This window comes from Fictibacillus sp. EA-CB0309 (genome assembly GCF_055814265.1).
In genome coordinates this window covers 177,569-199,508 of record NZ_CP169271.1, presented here as the reverse complement: position 1 = coordinate 199,508, position 21,940 = coordinate 177,569, and the positions used below count along the sequence as shown (strand labels likewise).

At 46.9% G+C, this 21,940-nt stretch carries 8 protein-coding genes, 11 tRNA genes, 6 rRNA genes and 2 pseudogenes; 26 read left to right on the top strand and 1 reads right to left on the bottom strand.

Annotation, left to right across the window (positions count from 1 at the left end; genetic code table 11):
- Positions 1-29 precede the first annotated feature (29 nt).
- The 25 genes and pseudogenes from dusB (at position 30) to clpC (ending at position 19,960) form a co-directional block, all read left to right on the top strand.
- On the top strand, positions 30-1,019 hold the full coding sequence (gene dusB / locus ACEWFH_RS01320; RefSeq protein ID WP_473725826.1) for a tRNA dihydrouridine synthase DusB: 990 nt from the start codon (positions 30-32) through the stop codon (positions 1,017-1,019).
- Positions 1,020-1,125: 106 nt separating this feature from the next.
- Positions 1,126-1,539, top strand: coding sequence for a GreA/GreB family elongation factor (locus ACEWFH_RS01315; protein WP_473725825.1), 414 nt, complete (start codon positions 1,126-1,128; stop codon positions 1,537-1,539).
- 16 nt (positions 1,540-1,555) lie between these two features.
- Positions 1,556-3,049, top strand: coding sequence for a lysine--tRNA ligase (lysS, locus tag ACEWFH_RS01310; protein ID WP_473725824.1), 1,494 nt, complete (start codon positions 1,556-1,558; stop codon positions 3,047-3,049).
- A 477-nt stretch (positions 3,050-3,526) separates the two neighbouring features.
- Positions 3,527-5,075, top strand: a 16S ribosomal RNA gene (locus ACEWFH_RS01305).
- A gap of 188 nt (positions 5,076-5,263) precedes the next feature.
- Positions 5,264-8,197 (top strand): 23S ribosomal RNA (locus ACEWFH_RS01300).
- Positions 8,198-8,344: 147 nt separating this feature from the next.
- Positions 8,345-8,459 (top strand): 5S ribosomal RNA (gene rrf, locus ACEWFH_RS01295).
- Between the two features lie 12 nt (positions 8,460-8,471).
- Positions 8,472-8,546 (top strand) — tRNA-Val (locus ACEWFH_RS01290).
- Between the two features lie 14 nt (positions 8,547-8,560).
- A tRNA-Thr gene (locus ACEWFH_RS01285) sits at positions 8,561-8,636 on the top strand.
- Between the two features lie 8 nt (positions 8,637-8,644).
- Positions 8,645-8,720 (top strand) — tRNA-Lys (locus tag ACEWFH_RS01280).
- 9 nt (positions 8,721-8,729) lie between these two features.
- A tRNA-Leu gene (locus ACEWFH_RS01275) sits at positions 8,730-8,813 on the top strand.
- A 28-nt stretch (positions 8,814-8,841) separates the two neighbouring features.
- Positions 8,842-8,916: transfer RNA gene (locus ACEWFH_RS01270), tRNA-Gly, on the top strand.
- Positions 8,917-8,930: 14 nt separating this feature from the next.
- Positions 8,931-9,019 (top strand) — tRNA-Leu (locus ACEWFH_RS01265).
- A gap of 7 nt (positions 9,020-9,026) precedes the next feature.
- A tRNA-Arg gene (locus tag ACEWFH_RS01260) sits at positions 9,027-9,103 on the top strand.
- A gap of 7 nt (positions 9,104-9,110) precedes the next feature.
- Positions 9,111-9,187: transfer RNA gene (locus tag ACEWFH_RS01255), tRNA-Pro, on the top strand.
- A gap of 20 nt (positions 9,188-9,207) precedes the next feature.
- A tRNA-Ala gene (locus ACEWFH_RS01250) sits at positions 9,208-9,283 on the top strand.
- Positions 9,284-9,409: 126 nt separating this feature from the next.
- Positions 9,410-10,958: ribosomal RNA gene (locus tag ACEWFH_RS01245) — 16S ribosomal RNA — on the top strand.
- 88 nt (positions 10,959-11,046) lie between these two features.
- Positions 11,047-11,123, top strand: a tRNA-Ile gene (locus tag ACEWFH_RS01240).
- A gap of 24 nt (positions 11,124-11,147) precedes the next feature.
- A tRNA-Ala gene (locus ACEWFH_RS01235) sits at positions 11,148-11,223 on the top strand.
- 133 nt (positions 11,224-11,356) lie between these two features.
- Positions 11,357-14,292, top strand: a 23S ribosomal RNA gene (locus ACEWFH_RS01230).
- A gap of 161 nt (positions 14,293-14,453) precedes the next feature.
- A 5S ribosomal RNA gene (gene rrf / locus ACEWFH_RS01225) occupies positions 14,454-14,568 on the top strand.
- The 16S, 23S and 5S rRNA genes sit together here with 11 tRNA genes alongside, the layout of an rRNA operon.
- Before the next feature lie 2 nt (positions 14,569-14,570).
- Positions 14,571-14,708, top strand: coding sequence for a hypothetical protein (locus tag ACEWFH_RS01220; protein ID WP_473725823.1), 138 nt, complete (start codon positions 14,571-14,573; stop codon positions 14,706-14,708).
- 706 nt (positions 14,709-15,414) lie between these two features.
- Positions 15,415-15,882, top strand: coding sequence for a CtsR family transcriptional regulator (locus ACEWFH_RS01215; RefSeq protein ID WP_066238057.1), 468 nt, complete (start codon positions 15,415-15,417; stop codon positions 15,880-15,882).
- A 36-nt stretch (positions 15,883-15,918) separates the two neighbouring features.
- Positions 15,919-16,451, top strand: a pseudogene (locus tag ACEWFH_RS01210) (UvrB/UvrC motif-containing protein).
- 3 nt (positions 16,452-16,454) lie between these two features.
- Positions 16,455-17,525 carry a protein arginine kinase gene (locus ACEWFH_RS01205; protein ID WP_473725822.1) on the top strand — a complete coding sequence of 357 codons (1,071 nt, stop codon included), beginning with the start codon at positions 16,455-16,457 and terminating at the stop codon, positions 17,523-17,525.
- A 14-nt stretch (positions 17,526-17,539) separates the two neighbouring features.
- The gene (gene clpC / locus ACEWFH_RS01200; RefSeq protein WP_473725821.1) at positions 17,540-19,960 is read left to right on the top strand and encodes an ATP-dependent protease ATP-binding subunit ClpC; all 2,421 of its coding nucleotides are present in this window, start codon (positions 17,540-17,542) and stop codon (positions 19,958-19,960) included.
- A 170-nt stretch (positions 19,961-20,130) separates the two neighbouring features.
- Here clpC and ACEWFH_RS01195 read toward each other — a convergent pair whose 3' ends face one another.
- Positions 20,131-20,322: a hypothetical protein gene (locus ACEWFH_RS01195; protein ID WP_473725820.1), complete on the bottom strand. Its 192-nt coding sequence runs from the start codon at positions 20,320-20,322 to the stop codon at positions 20,131-20,133.
- A gap of 237 nt (positions 20,323-20,559) precedes the next feature.
- Between ACEWFH_RS01195 and radA the strand changes: the two are divergent.
- Positions 20,560-21,938 (top strand): annotated as a pseudogene (radA, locus tag ACEWFH_RS01190) (DNA repair protein RadA).
- Positions 21,939-21,940 lie beyond the last annotated feature (2 nt).

Genomic DNA, 21,940 nt, shown 5'->3' with positions numbered 1-21,940 from the left:
AAAACAACAAGTGAAACGAGGTGATATAGATGTTAAAAATCGGTGACATTACGTTGAAAAACCCAGTGGTTCTAGCGCCAATGGCTGGTGTATGTAACCCTGCATTCCGTTTGATCGCAAAAGAGTTCGGAGCTGGACTTGTATGCGCAGAGATGGTAAGTGACAAAGGAATTCTGTATGAAAACGAAAGGTCACTTAAGATGCTTTATGTTGATGAACGCGAAAAGCCGCTTAGTCTGCAGATCTTTGGTGGAGAACGTGAATCTCTAGTTGCTGCAGCTAAATACGTTGATAAGCATACAAACGCAGACATTATTGATATAAATATGGGATGCCCCGTTCCAAAGATCACAAAATGTGATGCAGGAGCAAAATGGCTTTTAGACCCAGACAAGATCTATGAGATGGTAGCTGCGACTGTTGATGCCGTGCAAAAGCCGGTAACTGTTAAAATGCGGATTGGATGGGATGAAGACCACATTTTTGCTGTGAAGAACGCTCAAGCAGTTGAACGTGCTGGTGGTGCAGCGGTTGCTGTTCACGGGCGTACACGTGTTCAAATGTACGAAGGAACAGCAGACTGGGATATCATCGGTGAAGTTAAGAAGAACGTATCGATTCCGGTTATCGGTAACGGTGATATCTCTACACCTCAAGAAGCGAAAGAACGCCTCGAGAAATATGGAGTAGACGGAGTTATGATCGGAAGAGCGGCTCTTGGTAACCCTTGGATGCTTTATCGTACGGTACAATACCTTCAAAATGGAGAAATCGCTCCAGAACCAACTGCTCGCGAAAAGATGAACATCTGCATGCTTCATATGGACCGTCTGATCGAACTAAAAGGTGAGGATGTAGCTGCAAGAGAAATGAGAAAACACGCAGCATGGTACCTAAAAGGCCTTCCGAAAACAGGTTCTGTCCGAAACGAGATCAACCAGATGACTACTCGTGATGGTATGAGTAAGCTATTGTTTGGTTATGTCGATCAAATAGAAGAAATGCAAAAAATCAGCTAATGCTAGCAACATACAGCCAGATCATCAGATGACTGGCTGTTGTTTGCTTAAGAAACAGAACTGCATCTGGTGTTTTCTTTTATAAAATATTGAGGGGAAATAGCTTATGGCTATGCTTAAACTCACCCAAGAAGGCACCAGGACTTTAGAAAAAGAATTACAATACCTATCAAAACGCAAAAAGGAATGCAGGCAATCTCTAGAAAAAGAATTCCTGCAATCACGTATGGCCGAGATTACGGATATTTTAGCTCAATCCATCACATGGCCGATTGTAAGAGAAGCGGGAGACTTTGTAGAACATGGCTCTATCCTTACAATAGAGGACACTGTTTATAAGGAAAGGTATACGTACACAATCGTACATCCTTTCGAAGCAGATCCTCGTGAAAATATGATATCTGCAGAGGCTCCTATTGCGCAAGCCGCAATAGGGAAAGCGATTCACTCAACATTTACTGTTGTTGTTCCTTTAGGCGAGAACTTAACTTATACCATAATTGATATTCAAAACTGCTAAAGCTAGGAGTGTTCCCATGAGTCAAGAAGTAGAATTAAATGATTTGCTGCGCGTACGAAGAGAAAAGTTAGCTGCTCTAACAGAAAAAGGAGTAGACCCTTTCGGTACAAAGTTTAACCGTACACACACAGCAAACGATCTTGTATCTGAATACGGAGAAAAAGAAAAAGAGGATCTTGATAGCGAAGAAATCTCAGTAACCCTTGCTGGTCGTATTATGACTAAGCGCGGAAAAGGTAAAGCAGGATTCGCTCATATCCAAGATCTAACAGGTAAAATCCAGATCTATGTAAGATTAGATGCAGTCGGTGAAGAACAATACGAACTATTCAATACCATTGATATCGGTGACTGGGTAGGTGTAACAGGTTTAGTTTTCAAAACGAAAGTAGGAGAACTTTCGATTAAAGCGAAAGATTTTCAGCTGCTTACAAAATCCTTACGCCCACTTCCTGATAAGTTCCATGGTTTAAAAGACGTTGAACAGCGTTATCGCCAACGTTATGTGGATCTAATTATGAATCCTGAAGTTAAGGATACGTTTATCTCTCGTTCTAAGATCATTCGATCTATGCGTCGCTATTTAGATGACAATGGTTATTTAGAAGTAGAAACGCCTACCATGCACTCAATTCCAGGTGGAGCATCGGCACGTCCGTTCATCACACACCATAATGCGCTAGATATGGAGCTTTACATGCGTATCGCAATCGAGCTTCACTTAAAGCGTCTTATCGTAGGCGGACTTGAAAAAGTTTATGAAATCGGCCGTGTATTCCGTAACGAAGGAGTATCGACTCGTCATAATCCTGAGTTTACAATGATCGAGTTGTATGAAGCATATGCAGATTACCTGGATATCATGGAATTGACTGAGAACTTGATCGCTCACATTGCAGAAGATGTTCTAGGTACAACAACTGTAGCGTATGGCGACTATGAAGTAGATCTTAAACCGCGTTGGAAAAGAGTACACATGGTTGATGCGATCAAAGAAGCAGCTGGTGTAGACTTCTGGCCAGAAATGACAGACGAAGAAGCACGCGCTTTAGCAAAAGAACATAACGTGCCTGTAAAAGACAACATGTCTTATGGTCATGTAGTAAATGAATTCTTCGAGCACTTTGTTGAGGAAAAACTGATTCAGCCTACATTCGTGTACGGTCACCCAGTAGCAATCTCACCTCTAGCGAAAAAGAATCCAGAAGATCCACGCTTCACAGATCGTTTTGAGTTATTTATCGTTGGCCGTGAGCATGCAAATGCATTCTCAGAGCTTAATGACCCGATCGATCAACGTGAACGTTTTGAAGAGCAGTTAAAAGAACGTGCTGAAGGAAATGACGAAGCACACATGATGGATGAAGACTTTGTAGAGGCACTTGAGTATGGAATGCCTCCTACAGGTGGACTAGGGATCGGGATCGATCGTCTTGTTATGCTGTTAACAAACTCACCTTCTATCCGCGATGTACTGTTATTCCCGCAAATGCGTCATTTAGAGAAGTAATTAATCCACGAAAAGCCAGCACTGTGCTGGCTTTTTGTTTTGTCTGGCGTTTTGAGTATAAGATTTTAGAAAATGAGAAATATAATGAAGGTGTATTTGATGAAATATCATTTCACTATATCTTGTATGGCTGCAGCGCATTCATAGGCTTATCTAGTAGAAGGCGTAGGGTCTGTATAAGGGCGTAAATAAAAGTTATCTTTTTTTCGCTAAAACTATTGTACAAGAGCGAAAATGGTGGTATATTATTCTTCGTCGCAAGGAATACTGACATGTTGAAAGCTTCACTTAAACGATTAAAAGTTTTTGAAAAAAGCTGTTGACAATGAGGGTTGCGACATGGTAACCTAATAAAGTCGCCAAAACGAGCGGCACACGAAAAACACGAAACAAAAAGTTCTTTGAAAACTGAACAAAAGAAATAGGTAAGGAATTAAATTAATTCCGTCAGTTTTAAAATCGAGCAAGACAAACACTTTTATGGAGAGTTTGATCCTGGCTCAGGATGAACGCTGGCGGCGTGCCTAATACATGCAAGTCGAGCGAATGAAGAGGAGCTTGCTCCTCTGATTTAGCGGCGGACGGGTGAGTAACACGTGGGTAATCTGCCTGTAAGACGGGGATAACTCCGGGAAACCGGGGCTAATACCGGATAATAAGAAGAAACGCATGTTTCTTTTTTGAAAGTCGGTTTCGGCTGACACTTACAGATGAGCCCGCGGCGCATTAGCTAGTTGGTGAGGTAACGGCTCACCAAGGCGACGATGCGTAGCCGACCTGAGAGGGTGATCGGCCACACTGGGACTGAGACACGGCCCAGACTCCTACGGGAGGCAGCAGTAGGGAATCTTCGGCAATGGGCGAAAGCCTGACCGAGCAACGCCGCGTGAGCGATGAAGGCCTTCGGGTCGTAAAGCTCTGTTGTTAGAGAAGAACAAGTACGAGAGTAACTGCTCGCACCTTGACGGTACCTAACCAGAAAGCCACGGCTAACTACGTGCCAGCAGCCGCGGTAATACGTAGGTGGCAAGCGTTATCCGGAATTATTGGGCGTAAAGCGCGCGCAGGCGGTCTCTTAAGTCTGATGTGAAAGCCCACGGCTCAACCGTGGAGGGTCATTGGAAACTGGGAGACTTGAGTGCAGGAGAGAAAAGTGGAATTCCACGTGTAGCGGTGAAATGCGTAGAGATGTGGAGGAACACCAGTGGCGAAGGCGGCTTTTTGGCCTGTAACTGACGCTGAGGCGCGAAAGCGTGGGGAGCAAACAGGATTAGATACCCTGGTAGTCCACGCCGTAAACGATGAGTGCTAGGTGTTGGGGGGTTCCACCCTCAGTGCTGAAGTTAACACATTAAGCACTCCGCCTGGGGAGTACGACCGCAAGGTTGAAACTCAAAGGAATTGACGGGGGCCCGCACAAGCAGTGGAGCATGTGGTTTAATTCGAAGCAACGCGAAGAACCTTACCAGGTCTTGACATCCTTTGACCACTCTAGAGATAGAGCTTTCCCCTTCGGGGGACAAAGTGACAGGTGGTGCATGGTTGTCGTCAGCTCGTGTCGTGAGATGTTGGGTTAAGTCCCGCAACGAGCGCAACCCTTGACCTTAGTTGCCAGCATTCAGTTGGGCACTCTAAGGTGACTGCCGGTGACAAACCGGAGGAAGGTGGGGATGACGTCAAATCATCATGCCCCTTATGACCTGGGCTACACACGTGCTACAATGGATGATACAAAGGGTTGCAAAGCCGCGAGGCCAAGCCAATCCCAAAAAGTCATTCTCAGTTCGGATTGTAGGCTGCAACTCGCCTACATGAAGCCGGAATTGCTAGTAATCGCGGATCAGCATGCCGCGGTGAATACGTTCCCGGGCCTTGTACACACCGCCCGTCACACCACGAGAGTTTGTAACACCCGAAGTCGGTGGGGTAACCCTTTGGGAGCCAGCCGCCGAAGGTGGGACAGATGATTGGGGTGAAGTCGTAACAAGGTAGCCGTATCGGAAGGTGCGGCTGGATCACCTCCTTTCTATGGAGATTATGAAACAGCTTCGACTGTTTCGTAAGTACACCTATTCTTCTTTTGTTCAGTTTTGAAGGAACTTATGTTCTTTCAAGATGTTCTTTGAAAACTAGATATCGACATCCAAACAATATGCAAGGCAGATTTAACAATCTGCGCCAAGCAAGAATCTTTGATGTGCAAACATCATATAAGGTTAAGCTAGAAAGGGCGCACGGTGGATGCCTTGGCACTAGGAGCCGAAGAAGGACGGGACGAACACCGATATGCCTCGGGGAGCTGTAAGTAAGCATTGATCCGGGGATTTCCGAATGGGGGAACCCACCATCCGTAATGGGATGGTATCCATATCTGAATACATAGGGTATGAGAAGGCAGACCCGGGGAACTGAAACATCTAAGTACCCGGAGGAAGAGAAAGCAAATGCGATTTCCTGAGTAGCGGCGAGCGAAACGGAATCAGCCCAAACCAGAGGGCTTGCCCTCTGGGGTTGTAGGACACTCTACATGGAGTTACAAAGGAACGAAGTAGGTGAAGCGGTCTGGAAAGGCCAGCCAAAGAAGGTAACAGCCCTGTAGCTGAAACTTCGTTCTCTCCTGAGTGGATCCTGAGTACGGCGGGACACGTGAAACCCCGTCGGAATCCGGGAGGACCATCTCCCAAGGCTAAATACTCCCTAGTGACCGATAGTGAACCAGTACCGTGAGGGAAAGGTGAAAAGCACCCCGGAAGGGGAGTGAAATAGATCCTGAAACCGTGTGCCTACAAGTAGTCGGAGCCCATTAACGGGTGACGGCGTGCCTTTTGTAGAATGAACCGGCGAGTTACGATCCCGTGCAAGGTTAAGTTGATAAGACGGAGCCGCAGCGAAAGCGAGTCTGAATAGGGCGACATAGTACGTGGTCGTAGACCCGAAACCGTGTGATCTACCCATGTCCAGGGTGAAGTTCAGGTAACACTGAATGGAGGCCCGAACCCACGCACGTTGAAAAGTGCGGGGATGAGGTGTGGGTAGGGGTGAAATGCCAATCGAACACGGAGATAGCTGGTTCTCCCCGAAATAGCTTTAGGGCTAGCCTCGCGGCAAGATTCCTGGAGGTAGAGCACTGATTGGACTAGGGGCCCCCACAGGGTTACCGAATTCAGTCAAACTCCGAATGCCAGAGAATTATCCGCGGGAGTCAGACTGCGAGTGATAAGATCCGTAGTCAAAAGGGAAACAGCCCAGACCATCAGCTAAGGTCCCAAAGTATACGTTAAGTGGCAAAGGATGTGGAGTTGCCCAGACAACCAGGATGTTGGCTTAGAAGCAGCCACCATTTAAAGAGTGCGTAATAGCTCACTGGTCGAGTGACTCTGCGCCGAAAATGTAACGGGGCTAAACGTATCACCGAAGCTATGGCTTGTACCGTATGGTACAGGGGTAGGGGAGCGTTCGAAGTGCAGCGAAGTCAGACCGGAAGGACTGGTGGAGCGCTTTGAAGTGAGAATGCCGGTATGAGTAGCGAAAGACAAGTGAGAATCTTGTCCATCGAAAGCCTAAGGTTTCCTGAGGAAGGCTCGTCCGCTCAGGGTTAGTCGGGGCCTAAGCCGAGGCTGAAAAGCGTAGGCGATGGATAACAGGTTGATATTCCTGTACCACCTCCTTTCCGTTTGAACAATGGGGGACGCAGTAAGGTAGGGTGAGCGCACTGATGGAATAGTGCGTCTAAGCAGTTAGGCTGTTGGGTAGGCAAATCCGCCCAACGTGAAGGCTGAGCTGTGATGGCGAGGGAAATTTTAGTACCGAAGTCCCTGATCCTACACTGCCAAGAAAAGCCTCTAGTGAGGAAAGAGGTGCCCGTACCGCAAACCGACACAGGTAGGCGAGGAGAGAATCCTAAGATGATCGGGAGAACTCTCGTTAAGGAACTCGGCAAAATGACCCCGTAACTTCGGGAGAAGGGGTGCTCTGATAGGGTTTATCGCCCGAGAGAGCCGCAGTGAATAGATCCAAGCGACTGTTTAGCAAAAACACAGGTCTCTGCGAAACCGCAAGGTGAAGTATAGGGGCTGACACCTGCCCGGTGCTGGAAGGTTAAGAGGAGGGGTTATCCTTACGGAGAAGCTCTGAATTGAAGCCCCAGTAAACGGCGGCCGTAACTATAACGGTCCTAAGGTAGCGAAATTCCTTGTCGGGTAAGTTCCGACCCGCACGAAAGGTGTAACGACTTGGATACTGTCTCAACGAGAGACCCGGTGAAATTATAGTACCTGTGAAGATGCAGGTTACCCGCGACAGGACGGAAAGACCCCATGGAGCTTTACTGCAGCTTGATATTGGATTTTGGTACAGCTTGTACAGGATAGGTAGGAGCCTGAGAAGCCGGAGCGCCAGCTTCGGTGGAGGCGTCGGTGGGATACTACCCTGGCTGTATTGAAATTCTAACCTTGAACCGTGATCCGGTTCGGAGACAGTGTCAGGCGGGCAGTTTGACTGGGGCGGTCGCCTCCTAAACAGTAACGGAGGCGCCCAAAGGTTCCCTCAGAATGGTTGGAAATCATTCGCAGAGTGTAAAGGCACAAGGGAGCTTGACTGCGAGACCTACAAGTCGAGCAGGGACGAAAGTCGGGCTTAGTGATCCGGTGGTTCCGCATGGAAGGGCCATCGCTCAACGGATAAAAGCTACCCTGGGGATAACAGGCTTATCTCCCCAAGAGTCCACATCGACGGGGAGGTTTGGCACCTCGATGTCGGCTCATCGCATCCTGGGGCTGAAGTAGGTCCCAAGGGTTGGGCTGTTCGCCCATTAAAGCGGTACGCGAGCTGGGTTCAGAACGTCGTGAGACAGTTCGGTCCCTATCCGTCGCGGGCGCAGGAAATTTGAGAGGAGCTGTCCTTAGTACGAGAGGACCGGGATGGACACACCGCTGGTGTACCAGTTGTTCCGCCAGGGGCATAGCTGGGTAGCTACGTGTGGACGGGATAAGTGCTGAAAGCATCTAAGCATGAAGCCCCCTCAAGATGAGATTTCCCATCACGTTAAGTGAGTAAGACCCCTTAGAGATGATGAGGTTGATAGGTCTGGTGTGGAAGCGTGGTGACACGTGGAGCTGACAGATACTAATCGGTCGAGGGCTTATCCTTAAAATGCATAAACGTTTGGAAACGTCGTATCTAGTTTTGAGAGAACATAAAAAAAATGATGAAAATCATTAAAAAATCTCTTGCATTTATGAATTACATAGAGTATAATTTTATCTTGTCGAGATAAAAAATAACTCGCTAATCTGGTCTAGTGATGATGGCGAAGAGGTCACACCCGTTCCCATACCGAACACGGAAGTTAAGCTCTTCAGCGCCGATGGTAGTTGGGGGTCTCCCCTGTTAGAGTAGGACGTCGCTAGGCTAGATATAAAATGGAGGATTAGCTCAGCTGGGAGAGCACCTGCCTTACAAGCAGGGGTCGGCGGTTCGAACCCGTCATCCTCCACCATTTATTCTTTACTTGCCGGTTTAGCTCAATTGGTAGAGCAACTGACTTGTAATCAGTAGGTTGGGGGTTCAAGTCCTCTAGCCGGCACCATTTTGCACGAGCCATTAGCTCAGTCGGTAGAGCATCTGACTTTTAATCAGAGGGTCGAAGGTTCGAGTCCTTCATGGCTCACCATTTATACACGCGGGTGTGGCGGAATTGGCAGACGCGCTAGACTTAGGATCTAGTGTCTTTGACGTGGGGGTTCGAGTCCCTTCACCCGCACCAATTTCCTTTTTGAAAACAAAATATGTTTGCGGAAGTAGTTCAGTGGTAGAATACAACCTTGCCAAGGTTGGGGTCGCGGGTTCGAATCCCGTCTTCCGCTCCAAAGTTATTGTATGTGCCGGGGTGGCGGAACTGGCAGACGCACAGGACTTAAAATCCTGCGGTAGGTGACTACCGTACCGGTTCGATTCCGGTCCTCGGCACCACATACATGCGCCCTTAGCTCAGCTGGATAGAGTGTTTGACTACGAATCAAAAGGTCGGGAGTTCGAATCTCTCAGGGCGCGCCATGTTTTACGGGAAGTGGCTCAGCTTGGTAGAGCACCTGGTTTGGGACCAGGGGGTCGCAGGTTCAAATCCTGTCTTCCCGACCATTATAACAAATATGTTATTTGGGGCTTTAGCTCAGCTGGGAGAGCGCCTGCCTTGCACGCAGGAGGTCAGCGGTTCGATCCCGCTAAGCTCCACCATTTTTCAGAAAATGTTTCTGACATTTTCTTTTTTATTGCAAAAAAGTTCTTTGAAAACTGAACAAAAGAAATAGGTAAGGAATTAAATTAATTCCGTCAGTTTTAAAATCGAGCAAGACAAACACTTTTATGGAGAGTTTGATCCTGGCTCAGGATGAACGCTGGCGGCGTGCCTAATACATGCAAGTCGAGCGAATGAAGAGGAGCTTGCTCCTCTGATTTAGCGGCGGACGGGTGAGTAACACGTGGGTAATCTGCCTGTAAGACGGGGATAACTCCGGGAAACCGGGGCTAATACCGGATAATAAGAAGAAACGCATGTTTCTTTTTGAAAGTCGGTTTCGGCTGACACTTACAGATGAGCCCGCGGCGCATTAGCTAGTTGGTGAGGTAACGGCTCACCAAGGCGACGATGCGTAGCCGACCTGAGAGGGTGATCGGCCACACTGGGACTGAGACACGGCCCAGACTCCTACGGGAGGCAGCAGTAGGGAATCTTCGGCAATGGGCGAAAGCCTGACCGAGCAACGCCGCGTGAGCGATGAAGGCCTTCGGGTCGTAAAGCTCTGTTGTTAGAGAAGAACAAGTACGAGAGTAACTGCTCGTACCTTGACGGTACCTAACCAGAAAGCCACGGCTAACTACGTGCCAGCAGCCGCGGTAATACGTAGGTGGCAAGCGTTATCCGGAATTATTGGGCGTAAAGCGCGCGCAGGCGGTCTCTTAAGTCTGATGTGAAAGCCCACGGCTCAACCGTGGAGGGTCATTGGAAACTGGGAGACTTGAGTGCAGGAGAGAAAAGTGGAATTCCACGTGTAGCGGTGAAATGCGTAGAGATGTGGAGGAACACCAGTGGCGAAGGCGGCTTTTTGGCCTGTAACTGACGCTGAGGCGCGAAAGCGTGGGGAGCAAACAGGATTAGATACCCTGGTAGTCCACGCCGTAAACGATGAGTGCTAGGTGTTGGGGGGTTCCACCCTCAGTGCTGAAGTTAACACATTAAGCACTCCGCCTGGGGAGTACGACCGCAAGGTTGAAACTCAAAGGAATTGACGGGGGCCCGCACAAGCAGTGGAGCATGTGGTTTAATTCGAAGCAACGCGAAGAACCTTACCAGGTCTTGACATCCTTTGACCACTCTAGAGATAGAGCTTTCCCCTTCGGGGGACAAAGTGACAGGTGGTGCATGGTTGTCGTCAGCTCGTGTCGTGAGATGTTGGGTTAAGTCCCGCAACGAGCGCAACCCTTGACCTTAGTTGCCAGCATTCAGTTGGGCACTCTAAGGTGACTGCCGGTGACAAACCGGAGGAAGGTGGGGATGACGTCAAATCATCATGCCCCTTATGACCTGGGCTACACACGTGCTACAATGGATGATACAAAGGGTTGCAAAGCCGCGAGGCCAAGCCAATCCCAAAAAGTCATTCTCAGTTCGGATTGTAGGCTGCAACTCGCCTACATGAAGCCGGAATTGCTAGTAATCGCGGATCAGCATGCCGCGGTGAATACGTTCCCGGGCCTTGTACACACCGCCCGTCACACCACGAGAGTTTGTAACACCCGAAGTCGGTGGGGTAACCCTTTTGGGAGCCAGCCGCCGAAGGTGGGACAGATGATTGGGGTGAAGTCGTAACAAGGTAGCCGTATCGGAAGGTGCGGCTGGATCACCTCCTTTCTATGGAGATTATGAAACAGCTTCGACTGTTTCGTAAGTACACCTATTCTTCTTTTGTTCAGTTTTGAAGGAACTTAACTTCCTTTAGGGGCCTATAGCTCAGCTGGTTAGAGCGCACGCCTGATAAGCGTGAGGTCGATGGTTCGAGTCCATTTAGGCCCACCATTTTCATAATTTAATTCCCATTATGGGGCTTTAGCTCAGCTGGGAGAGCGCCTGCCTTGCACGCAGGAGGTCAGCGGTTCGATCCCGCTAAGCTCCACCATTGCACATCTTACGATGATGCATTTTTAAATTGTGTTCTTTGAAAACTAGATATCGACATCCAAACAATATGCAAGGCAGATAGATATTTATCTGCGCCAAGCAAGAATCTTTGATGTGTAAACATCATATAAGGTTAAGCTAGAAAGGGCGCACGGTGGATGCCTTGGCACTAGGAGCCGAAGAAGGACGGGACGAACACCGATATGCCTCGGGGAGCTGTAAGTAAGCATTGATCCGGGGATTTCCGAATGGGGGAACCCACCATCCGTAATGGGATGGTATCCATATCTGAATACATAGGGTATGAGAAGGCAGACCCGGGGAACTGAAACATCTAAGTACCCGGAGGAAGAGAAAGCAAATGCGATTTCCTGAGTAGCGGCGAGCGAAACGGAATCAGCCCAAACCAGAGGGCTTGCCCTCTGGGGTTGTAGGACACTCTACATGGAGTTACAAAGGAACGAAGTAGGTGAAGCGGTCTGGAAAGGCCAGCCAAAGAAGGTAACAGCCCTGTAGCTGAAACTTCGTTCTCTCCTGAGTGGATCCTGAGTACGGCGGGACACGTGAAACCCCGTCGGAATCCGGGAGGACCATCTCCCAAGGCTAAATACTCCCTAGTGACCGATAGTGAACCAGTACCGTGAGGGAAAGGTGAAAAGCACCCCGGAAGGGGAGTGAAATAGATCCTGAAACCGTGTGCCTACAAGTAGTCGGAGCCCATTAACGGGTGACGGCGTGCCTTTTGTAGAATGAACCGGCGAGTTACGATCCCGTGCAAGGTTAAGTTGATAAGACGGAGCCGCAGCGAAAGCGAGTCTGAATAGGGCGACATAGTACGTGGTCGTAGACCCGAAACCGTGTGATCTACCCATGTCCAGGGTGAAGTTCAGGTAACACTGAATGGAGGCCCGAACCCACGCACGTTGAAAAGTGCGGGGATGAGGTGTGGGTAGGGGTGAAATGCCAATCGAACACGGAGATAGCTGGTTCTCCCCGAAATAGCTTTAGGGCTAGCCTCGCGGCAAGATTCCTGGAGGTAGAGCACTGATTGGACTAGGGGCCCCCACAGGGTTACCGAATTCAGTCAAACTCCGAATGCCAGAGAATTATCCGCGGGAGTCAGACTGCGAGTGATAAGATCCGTAGTCAAAAGGGAAACAGCCCAGACCATCAGCTAAGGTCCCAAAGTATACGTTAAGTGGCAAAGGATGTGGAGTTGCCCAGACAACCAGGATGTTGGCTTAGAAGCAGCCACCATTTAAAGAGTGCGTAATAGCTCACTGGTCGAGTGACTCTGCGCCGAAAATGTAACGGGGCTAAACGTATCACCGAAGCTATGGCTTGTACCGTATGGTACAGGGGTAGGGGAGCGTTCGAAGTGCAGCGAAGTCAGACCGGAAGGACTGGTGGAGCGCTTTGAAGTGAGAATGCCGGTATGAGTAGCGAAAGACAAGTGAGAATCTTGTCCATCGAAAGCCTAAGGTTTCCTGAGGAAGGCTCGTCCGCTCAGGGTTAGTCGGGGCCTAAGCCGAGGCTGAAAAGCGTAGGCGATGGATAACAGGTTGATATTCCTGTACCACCTCCTTTCCGTTTGAACAATGGGGGGACGCAGTAAGGTAGGGTGAGCGCACTGATGGAATAGTGCGTCTAAGCAGTTAGGCTGTTGGGTAGGCAAATCCGCCCAACGTGAAGGCTGAGCTGTGATGGCGAGGGAAATTTTAGTACCGAAGTCCCTGATCCTACACTGCCAAGAAAAGCCTCTAGTGAGGAAAGAGGTGCCCGTACCGCAAACCGACACAGGTAGGCGAGGAGAGAATCCTAAGATGATCGGGAGAACTCTCGTTAAGGAACTCGGCAAAATGACCCCGTAACTTCGGGAGAAGGGGTGCTCTGATAGGGTTTATCGCCCGAGAGAGCCGCAGTGAATAGATCCAAGCGACTGTTTAGCAAAAACACAGGTCTCTGCGAAACCGCAAGGTGAAGTATAGGGGCTGACACCTGCCCGGTGCTGGAAGGTTAAGAGGAGGGGTTATCCTTACGGAGAAGCTCTGAATTGAAGCCCCAGTAAACGGCGGCCGTAACTATAACGGTCCTAAGGTAGCGAAATTCCTTGTCGGGTAAGTTCCGACCCGCACGAAAGGTGTAACGACTTGGATACTGTCTCAACGAGAGACCCGGTGAAATTATAGTACCTGTGAAGATGCAGGTTACCCGCGACAGGACGGAAAGACCCCATGGAGCTTTACTGCAGCTTGATATTGGATTTTGGTACAGCTTGTACAGGATAGGTAGGAGCCTGAGAAGCCGGAGCGCCAGCTTCGGTGGAGGCGTCGGTGGGATACTACCCTGGCTGTATTGAAATTCTAACCTTGAACCGTGATCCGGTTCGGAGACAGTGTCAGGCGGGCAGTTTGACTGGGGCGGTCGCCTCCTAAACAGTAACGGAGGCGCCCAAAGGTTCCCTCAGAATGGTTGGAAATCATTCGCAGAGTGTAAAGGCACAAGGGAGCTTGACTGCGAGACCTACAAGTCGAGCAGGGACGAAAGTCGGGCTTAGTGATCCGGTGGTTCCGCATGGAAGGGCCATCGCTCAACGGATAAAAGCTACCCTGGGGATAACAGGCTTATCTCCCCCAAGAGTCCACATCGACGGGGAGGTTTGGCACCTCGATGTCGGCTCATCGCATCCTGGGGCTGAAGTAGGTCCCAAGGGTTGGGCTGTTCGCCCATTAAAGCGGTACGCGAGCTGGGTTCAGAACGTCGTGAGACAGTTCGGTCCCTATCCGTCGCGGGCGCAGGAAATTTGAGAGGAGCTGTCCTTAGTACGAGAGGACCGGGATGGACACACCGCTGGTGTACCAGTTGTTCCGCCAGGGGCATAGCTGGGTAGCTACGTGTGGACGGGATAAGTGCTGAAAGCATCTAAGCATGAAGCCCCCTCAAGATGAGATTTCCCATCACGTTAAGTGAGTAAGACCCCTTAGAGATGATGAGGTTGATAGGTCTGGTGTGGAAGCGTGGTGACACGTGGAGCTGACAGATACTAATCGGTCGAGGGCTTATCCTTAAAAAGCATAACGTTTGGAAACGTCGTATCTAGTTTTGAGAGAACATAAAAAAATGATGAAAATCATTAAAAAATCTCTTGCAAAAGGCTTTAAAATATAATAAAATTTATCTTGTCCCAACAGGATAAATGATTTTGAGAGTGTTACATAAGTAACAAGGTCCAGTGATGATGGCGAAGAGGTCACACCCGTTCCCATACCGAACACGGAAGTTAAGCTCTTCAGCGCCGATGGTAGTTGGGGGTCTCCCCTGTTAGAGTAGGACGTCGCTAGGCAAATGAGGAAGATGGATGCAGATCCATCTTCTTTTTTTGTGTTTAAAAAGAAAAGGAAGAAAAAAGGTGGTTTGGCATCCGCCAAACTTCTGATTAAAGGTGATTGGGATGTGGAAGGGGAGGGTATAGAGCTTGGTTAGAGCTGAGCTGGGTTGTCGAGATTTAGCGAATGGCCTTTATTTATGATTTTAGACTTAATTAAGGTCCGTTACGACTTAATTAGCTCTCATTTCGACCGAATTTTGTTCATCTAGACTTAATTAGGGGTTAGAGATACCCCGCCTCGTATTTTTCAAAGACCTGTTTCAACCCTAAAAATCCTCTCACAACCATAAAAAAGGAAGAAGATGGACACAACCATCTTCCACCACGCTATATTCTTCAGCAAAAGCTCTAAAAATTCATCCAAAAGAACTCTAGCAGCTCTTACAACTATCATCCAACTATAAACCTAACCAAATACACCCCTGATCTCTCCCTCAAAACCCAGAATCTCACACAATTACGAGGTAATCTTCATTTTATACGAGGTAATGGAGAATATATACGAAGATAAGGTCCATAATTACGTATATAAAAAAGTTTATCCGATTTTCGACACCATCGATCACCCATCCACCATTATTTATCACTCGAAACAACTGTCTGCGGCCACAATAATCTTCAAATTCCTCAAAAGAACTCATCATCATCCTCCACCAAAAGCACCATCTTTTCGACAGAATCATACAGGTTAAGAAGCTGGGGACGAGGCAATAATGGTGGATAGAGATTTGCATTTTGGGAAAAAAGCAGGCTATAATAATGCTATAGTCAAAGTTAGTCAAAGTCAGAAGGGGAGGGGAAATGAGAAATATTTCAGATGTAATTGAAAATTACTTAAAGCAAATTCTCTCAAGTTCGAATGATCCGGCCATCGAAATTAAAAGGACGGATATTGCTGAAAGGTTTCAATGCGTGCCTTCTCAAATAAACTACGTAATCAACACGAGATTTACGATTGAAAAAGGGTTTGTAGTGGAAAGTAAAAGAGGTGGAGGCGGCTATATTCGGATCATGAAGGTCCGTACCGAAAGCTCAGCCCATCTAATTGATCACTTAACCACCTTGATTGGTGAAAGGATATCGCAAGGCAACGCAGAAAATGTAATAAAGAGACTTATGGAAGAGACGATTGTTTCCGAACGGGAAGCGAGGCTTATGCTGAGCGTTATGGATCGATCCATTTTAAAGCTTAATCTTCCGCATCGAGATGAATTACGTGCAGAACTTTTAAAAGCTATGATAAAAACGTTAAAATATCGAACCACATAGCCCTTTTTTTCATTCTATATAAAAGGAGGGAGCAGAATGAATTGTGAAGAGTGCCATGAACGTGAAGCGTCATTGCATTTTACAAAAATCATAAATGGAGAGAAAACGGAATTTCACATTTGTGAACATTGTGCCAAAGAAAAAGGAGAATTCATGCCGGGGTCGAATTCATTTTCCATTCACCAATTGCTTTCTGGTCTTTTACACGGTGATGGACATGTTCCGAACACCCCATCATCCAATTTCATTCCGCCCTCGTTAAGCTGTGAAAAATGCGGGATGAGTTATTATCAGTTTGCTAAAATTGGCCGTTTTGGATGTGATAACTGCTATAAGGCGTTTGAATCCAAGCTTAATCCGATCTTTAAGAGGGTTCATGGCGGTAATACCTTGCATGCGGGGAAGATACCTCTACGCGCAGGGAGCAGTATTCAAGAAAAAAGCAGCTTCAGCAATTAAAGCAAGCTTTGCAGCAGTATATATTAAATGAGGAATTTGAAAGAGCTGCTGAAACGAGAGATATCATCAGAGAAATCGAACGCCGCTTGGAACAGGGGAGGGATTCGTAACCGATGTCTTTAGAACGATTTATCAGTGACGCAATCAGTCCCTGGATGAAAAGGGAAGGACCTGAATCAGATATTGTTCTCTCAAGCCGTGTCCGACTTGCAAGGAATATTCATCAGTTTGTTTTCCCCATCGCAGCAGACAAAGAATCTGCTCATGAAGTGATTGCTTCCATTTCTTCTTGCATGAATGAAGAAAATGATGCAGCTGAGGCAGAAAATTTGGAAATGCTGATGATGGAGAAGTTAAAACCTGTTCAAAAAAGGGTACTTGTTGAGAAACATCTTATTAGCCCGAATTTAGCAGAACAAGCGAAATATGGTGCAGTACTTATGAATGACGATGAGTCAGTCAGCATCATGCTGAACGAAGAAGATCATATACGCATTCAATGTTTAGCACCAGGTTTCCAGCTAGAAGAAGTGCTTCATAAGGCGAACGAAATTGATGATTTGATTGAAAGAAATGTAGATTATGCGTTTGATGAAAAACGAGGATATTTAACAAGCTGTCCGACAAATGTAGGAACCGGCCTAAGAGCTTCCGTGATGATGCATCTTCCCGCACTGGTCCTCACAAAAAAGATGAGCCGAATCATACCGGCGATCAACCAGCTAGGATTAGCTGTAAGAGGCATATATGGTGAGGGGACAGAAGCTCAAGGAAACATTTTTCAAATATCAAATCAGATGACACTTGGTAAGTCTGAAGAGGATATAATGGAAGATCTCGCAGGAGTTGTAACGCAGGTCATCCAGCAAGAACGTGCAGCTCGTAAACAGCTGCAGGATGGATTGAAATTACAGCTTGAAGACAAGTTATTCCGTTCGTTGGGAACGTTGGAGAACTGCCGGATCATCCAATCAAAAGAAGCTGCAAAATGTTTATCAGATGTGCGGCTTGGCATTGATCTAGAGATATTACCCGGCATATCAAAAACGATTCTAAATGAACTTATGATACTTACACAACCAGGTTTTCTTCAACAATATGCAGGTGAAGTTCTAACTCCAGAAGAACGTGATATAAGAAGAGCCACATTAATCAGAGAAAGAATAAAATTGGAAAACCGATAAGGAGCGTGACGAGTATGATGTTTGGCCGTTTTACTGAGAGAGCACAAAAAGTTTTAGCGTTGGCACAAGAAGAAGCAATTCGATTAGGGCATAACAATGTGGGAACAGAACACATCTTACTTGGATTGATTCGGGAAGGCGAAGGAATTGCAGCCAAAGCTCTTCAAGTCCTTGGTTTAGGGCCGGAAAAAATCCAAAAAGAAGTAGAAACATTAATCGGCCGTGGACAGGAAGCTGTTCAAACGATTCATTATACACCTCGTGCAAAAAAGGTGATTGAACTTTCCATGGACGAAGCTCGTAAACTAGGGCATTCGTACGTTGGAACAGAACATATTTTATTAGGCTTGATCCGTGAAGGAGAAGGCGTTGCAGCCCGTGTATTAAACAACTTAGGTGTAAGCCTGAACAAAGCACGTCAGCAAGTTCTCCAACTTCTAGGAAGCAATGAATCTTCTTCTAGTCATAGAGGATCTTCAGCTAGTGCAAACACACCGACGCTAGACAGCCTGGCTCGTGATCTAACGGCAATTGCACGTGATGGTTCACTTGACCCTGTGATTGGCCGTGCAAAAGAAATTCAGCGTGTTATCGAGGTGTTAAGCCGCCGTACTAAAAACAACCCTGTATTGATCGGGGAGCCTGGTGTAGGTAAAACTGCGATCGCAGAAGGGTTAGCACAGCAGATCATCAACAATGAAGTCCCAGAAACACTCCGTGATAAGCGCGTTATGACGCTTGATATGGGAACAGTGGTTGCGGGTACAAAATATAGAGGTGAGTTTGAAGACCGTCTGAAAAAGGTAATGGATGAGATCCGCCAAGCGGGCAACATCATTCTATTCATCGACGAACTACACACGCTGATCGGTGCAGGTGGAGCAGAAGGTGCGATCGATGCATCCAACATCTTAAAGCCCGCTCTTGCTCGTGGTGAACTGCAATGTATTGGTGCAACAACACTCGATGAATACAGAAAATATATCGAAAAGGATGCAGCGCTTGAGCGTCGTTTCCAGCCAATTACGGTTAATGAGCCGACAAAGGATGAAAGCATTCAAATCCTTCAAGGACTTCGCGATCGTTATGAAGCGCATCACCGTGTAACGATTACAGATGAGGCAATCGAGGCATCTGTTCAACTTTCTGATCGCTATATTTCAGACCGTTTCTTGCCTGATAAAGCGATTGACTTAATTGACGAAGCGGCATCAAAGGTTCGCCTTCGTTCTTACACAGCTCCGCCGAACTTAAAGGAGCTGGAGCAAAAGTTAGAAGAAGTACGTAAAGAGAAGGATGCTGCTGTTCAAAGCCAGGAGTTTGAAAAAGCTGCTTCACTCAGAGATTCTGAGCAGCGTCTTCGTGAAGAATTGGAAAAAACCAAAGATGTATGGAAAGAGAAGCAAGGAAAAGAAAATACAGAAGTAACACCGGAAGATATCGCACAAGTTGTTTCTTCATGGACCGGAGTACCTGTATCAAAGCTTGCTGAAGAAGAAACAGAACGTCTCCTCAAGATGGAAGAAATTCTGCATGACCGCTTAATCGGCCAGACTGAAGCGGTATCTGCCATTTCAAAAGCCATCCGAAGAGCACGTGCTGGATTAAAGGATCCTAAACGTCCGATTGGCTCGTTCATCTTCTTAGGACCAACAGGTGTAGGTAAAACAGAGCTTGCTAGAGCGGTTGCTGAGACGCTGTTTGGCGATGAAGATGCGATTATTCGTATCGACATGTCTGAGTACATGGAGAAACATACAACATCTCGTCTTGTTGGTTCACCTCCAGGATATGTTGGACACGAAGAAGGCGGCCAGTTAACAGAAAAAGTTAGAAGAAAGCCATACTCTGTTATCTTGCTGGATGAGATCGAAAAGGCGCATCCGGAAGTATTCAACATCTTGCTGCAAGTGCTAGAAGACGGTCGTCTTACTGATTCTAAGGGGCGCACGGTCGATTTCCGAAATACAGTTGTCATCATGACTTCAAATGTTGGGGCGAGTACCCTTAAGCGTAACCGTTCACTAGGTTTTGCGATTCACAACGAAGGTCAAAAGTACAACGATATGAAGTCTAAAGTGATGGATGAACTAAAGCGTGCATTCCGTCCAGAGTTCTTAAACCGTATTGATGAGATTATCGTGTTCCATTCTCTTGAAAAAGAGCACTTGCTCAGAATTGTGACGTTAATGGCGGAATCACTCAAAAAACGCTTAAGTGATCAAGGGATTGAGATCGAGCTGACGCAAGCGGCTCTTGAAAAGATTACAGATGAAGGTTACGATCCTGACTACGGAGCACGTCCGTTGCGCCGTGCCCTTCAGCGTAAGATTGAAGATCGCTTATCTGAAGAGCTACTTAAAGGAAATATCAACAAAGGGCAAACCGTTAAGATCGATGTGGAAGAAAACGATTTTATCGTTCAAACAGTCTAACTATCTGAATATTTGAGGATATCCTACAAAAAACCCGGAAGGCAGTCATGTCCTCCGGGTTTTTGTCGAAATAATCTTTGCGTTTCGCCTTTTTTTGCAGAGGCTAAATGGAAGTAGTTGTTAGGTTTTATGTTATGATAATAGTGAATAAATCTTTATATTTTCAGCATTTAACTTTTTAAAATATAAGTTCTGATTGTTAGATAATTTTGTTGTCTTTGATGCAGATACAATGTAGCTCTTGAAAGCAGTTGATTTCCGCTCCAGGCTGCTCGCTTTCCGCGGGGCAGGCGGTGAGCCACATTTGTACGTTTCACTCTTAAGTGTCTCACCTGCCCGCCTGTCCCGCAGGAGTCTCGCATTCTTACGCTCCAATCAACTTTTCAGTGAAGTTTTTGAAAAAAATATTCTTCAGAGCGACTACCTTTTTAGAAAAACTTTTAGAAAGTATAGACGCTACTCCAGACTTACTGAACACCATGTGAAAGTGGGTCTTGGAGCGGAAATCAGCAATCCAAGGACAACAAAGAATTTAAAAATAAGCTAAGTAAATAGATGAAATTTAAGTGTATGTGAAGTTTCAAAGAGGAGTTTTTTAGATGGCTAAAGTAAAATCAATCTTTCTTTGCCAAGATTGTGGTTATGAATCTCCAAAATGGATGGGGAAATGTCCGGGATGTCATGCATGGAATACGATGGTAGAAGAAACAATTCGTCCTGAAAAAGCTGTACGGGGTTTGAGTTCTGGCGGGGGAGATACGAAAGTAAAGCATAAACCTCAGTCGATCGCGGAAGTGAAAAGTGAGCAGGAACCTCGCATACCTACTAACTATCAAGAGTTTAACCGTGTATTAGGCGGAGGAATTGTCCCAGGATCACTTGTTTTAGTAGGTGGAGATCCTGGAATCGGGAAATCTACCCTTCTTCTGCAAACATCAGCACAGCTCGCTCAAAAAGGAGAACGTGTTCTTTACATATCTGGTGAGGAATCTGTTAAACAAACAAAACTGCGAGCAGACAGGCTCGAGATCGACGCAAAAGATTTGTTTGTTTTAGCAGAAACAGATTTAGAGCTTATTGAGCAAGCGATGGCAGATGTGATGCCGTCTGTTATGATTATTGACTCGATTCAAACGGTTTATCGGTCTGAGGTAACATCAGCACCAGGGAGTGTTTCGCAAGTACGAGAGTGTACCTCACATTTGATGCGAATGGCGAAAACAAAGGGTATTGCTGTATTTATCGTTGGACATGTTACAAAAGAAGGAAATATCGCTGGACCCCGTCTTTTAGAGCATATGGTGGATGCAGTACTGTATTTTGAAGGTGAAAGACATCATACTTTCCGTATTTTAAGAGCAGTGAAAAATCGCTTTGGTTCTACAAATGAGATCGGTGTTTTTGAAATGAAAGAAGAAGGGCTTGAAGAAGTACTGAACCCTTCTGAAATCTTTTAGAAGAACGTTCAAAAGGAGCAGCGGGTTCAACGGTGGTAGCTTCCTTAGAAGGTACGCGCCCGATGCTTGTAGAGCTTCAAGCTTTAATATCACCTACAAGCTTTGGTAACCCTAGAAGGATGGCTACTGGAATCGATCATAACCGTGTTTCACTGCTTATGGCCGTTTTAGAAAAGCGGGTGGGGCTGCTGCTTCAGAACCAGGATGCCTATTTGAACGTAGCAGGCGGAGTTAGATTGGATGAACCTGCGATTGATCTGGCGGTTGCGATCAGCATTGCGTCAAGCTTTCGTGATTCACCCACAAAGCCTACAGATGTTATGATTGGAGAAATAGGATTGACGGGAGAGGTTCGACGCGTTTCCCGTATCGAGCAGCGCGTACATGAAGCTGCAAAGTTAGGTTTTACGCGTGCTATTATACCTGATAAAAATATCGGCGGCTGGACGGTTCCAAAAGGAATCAAGGTTGTTGGTGTATCTACCGTTTATGAGGCATTACAAGCAGCGTTAGGAGGGTAAAG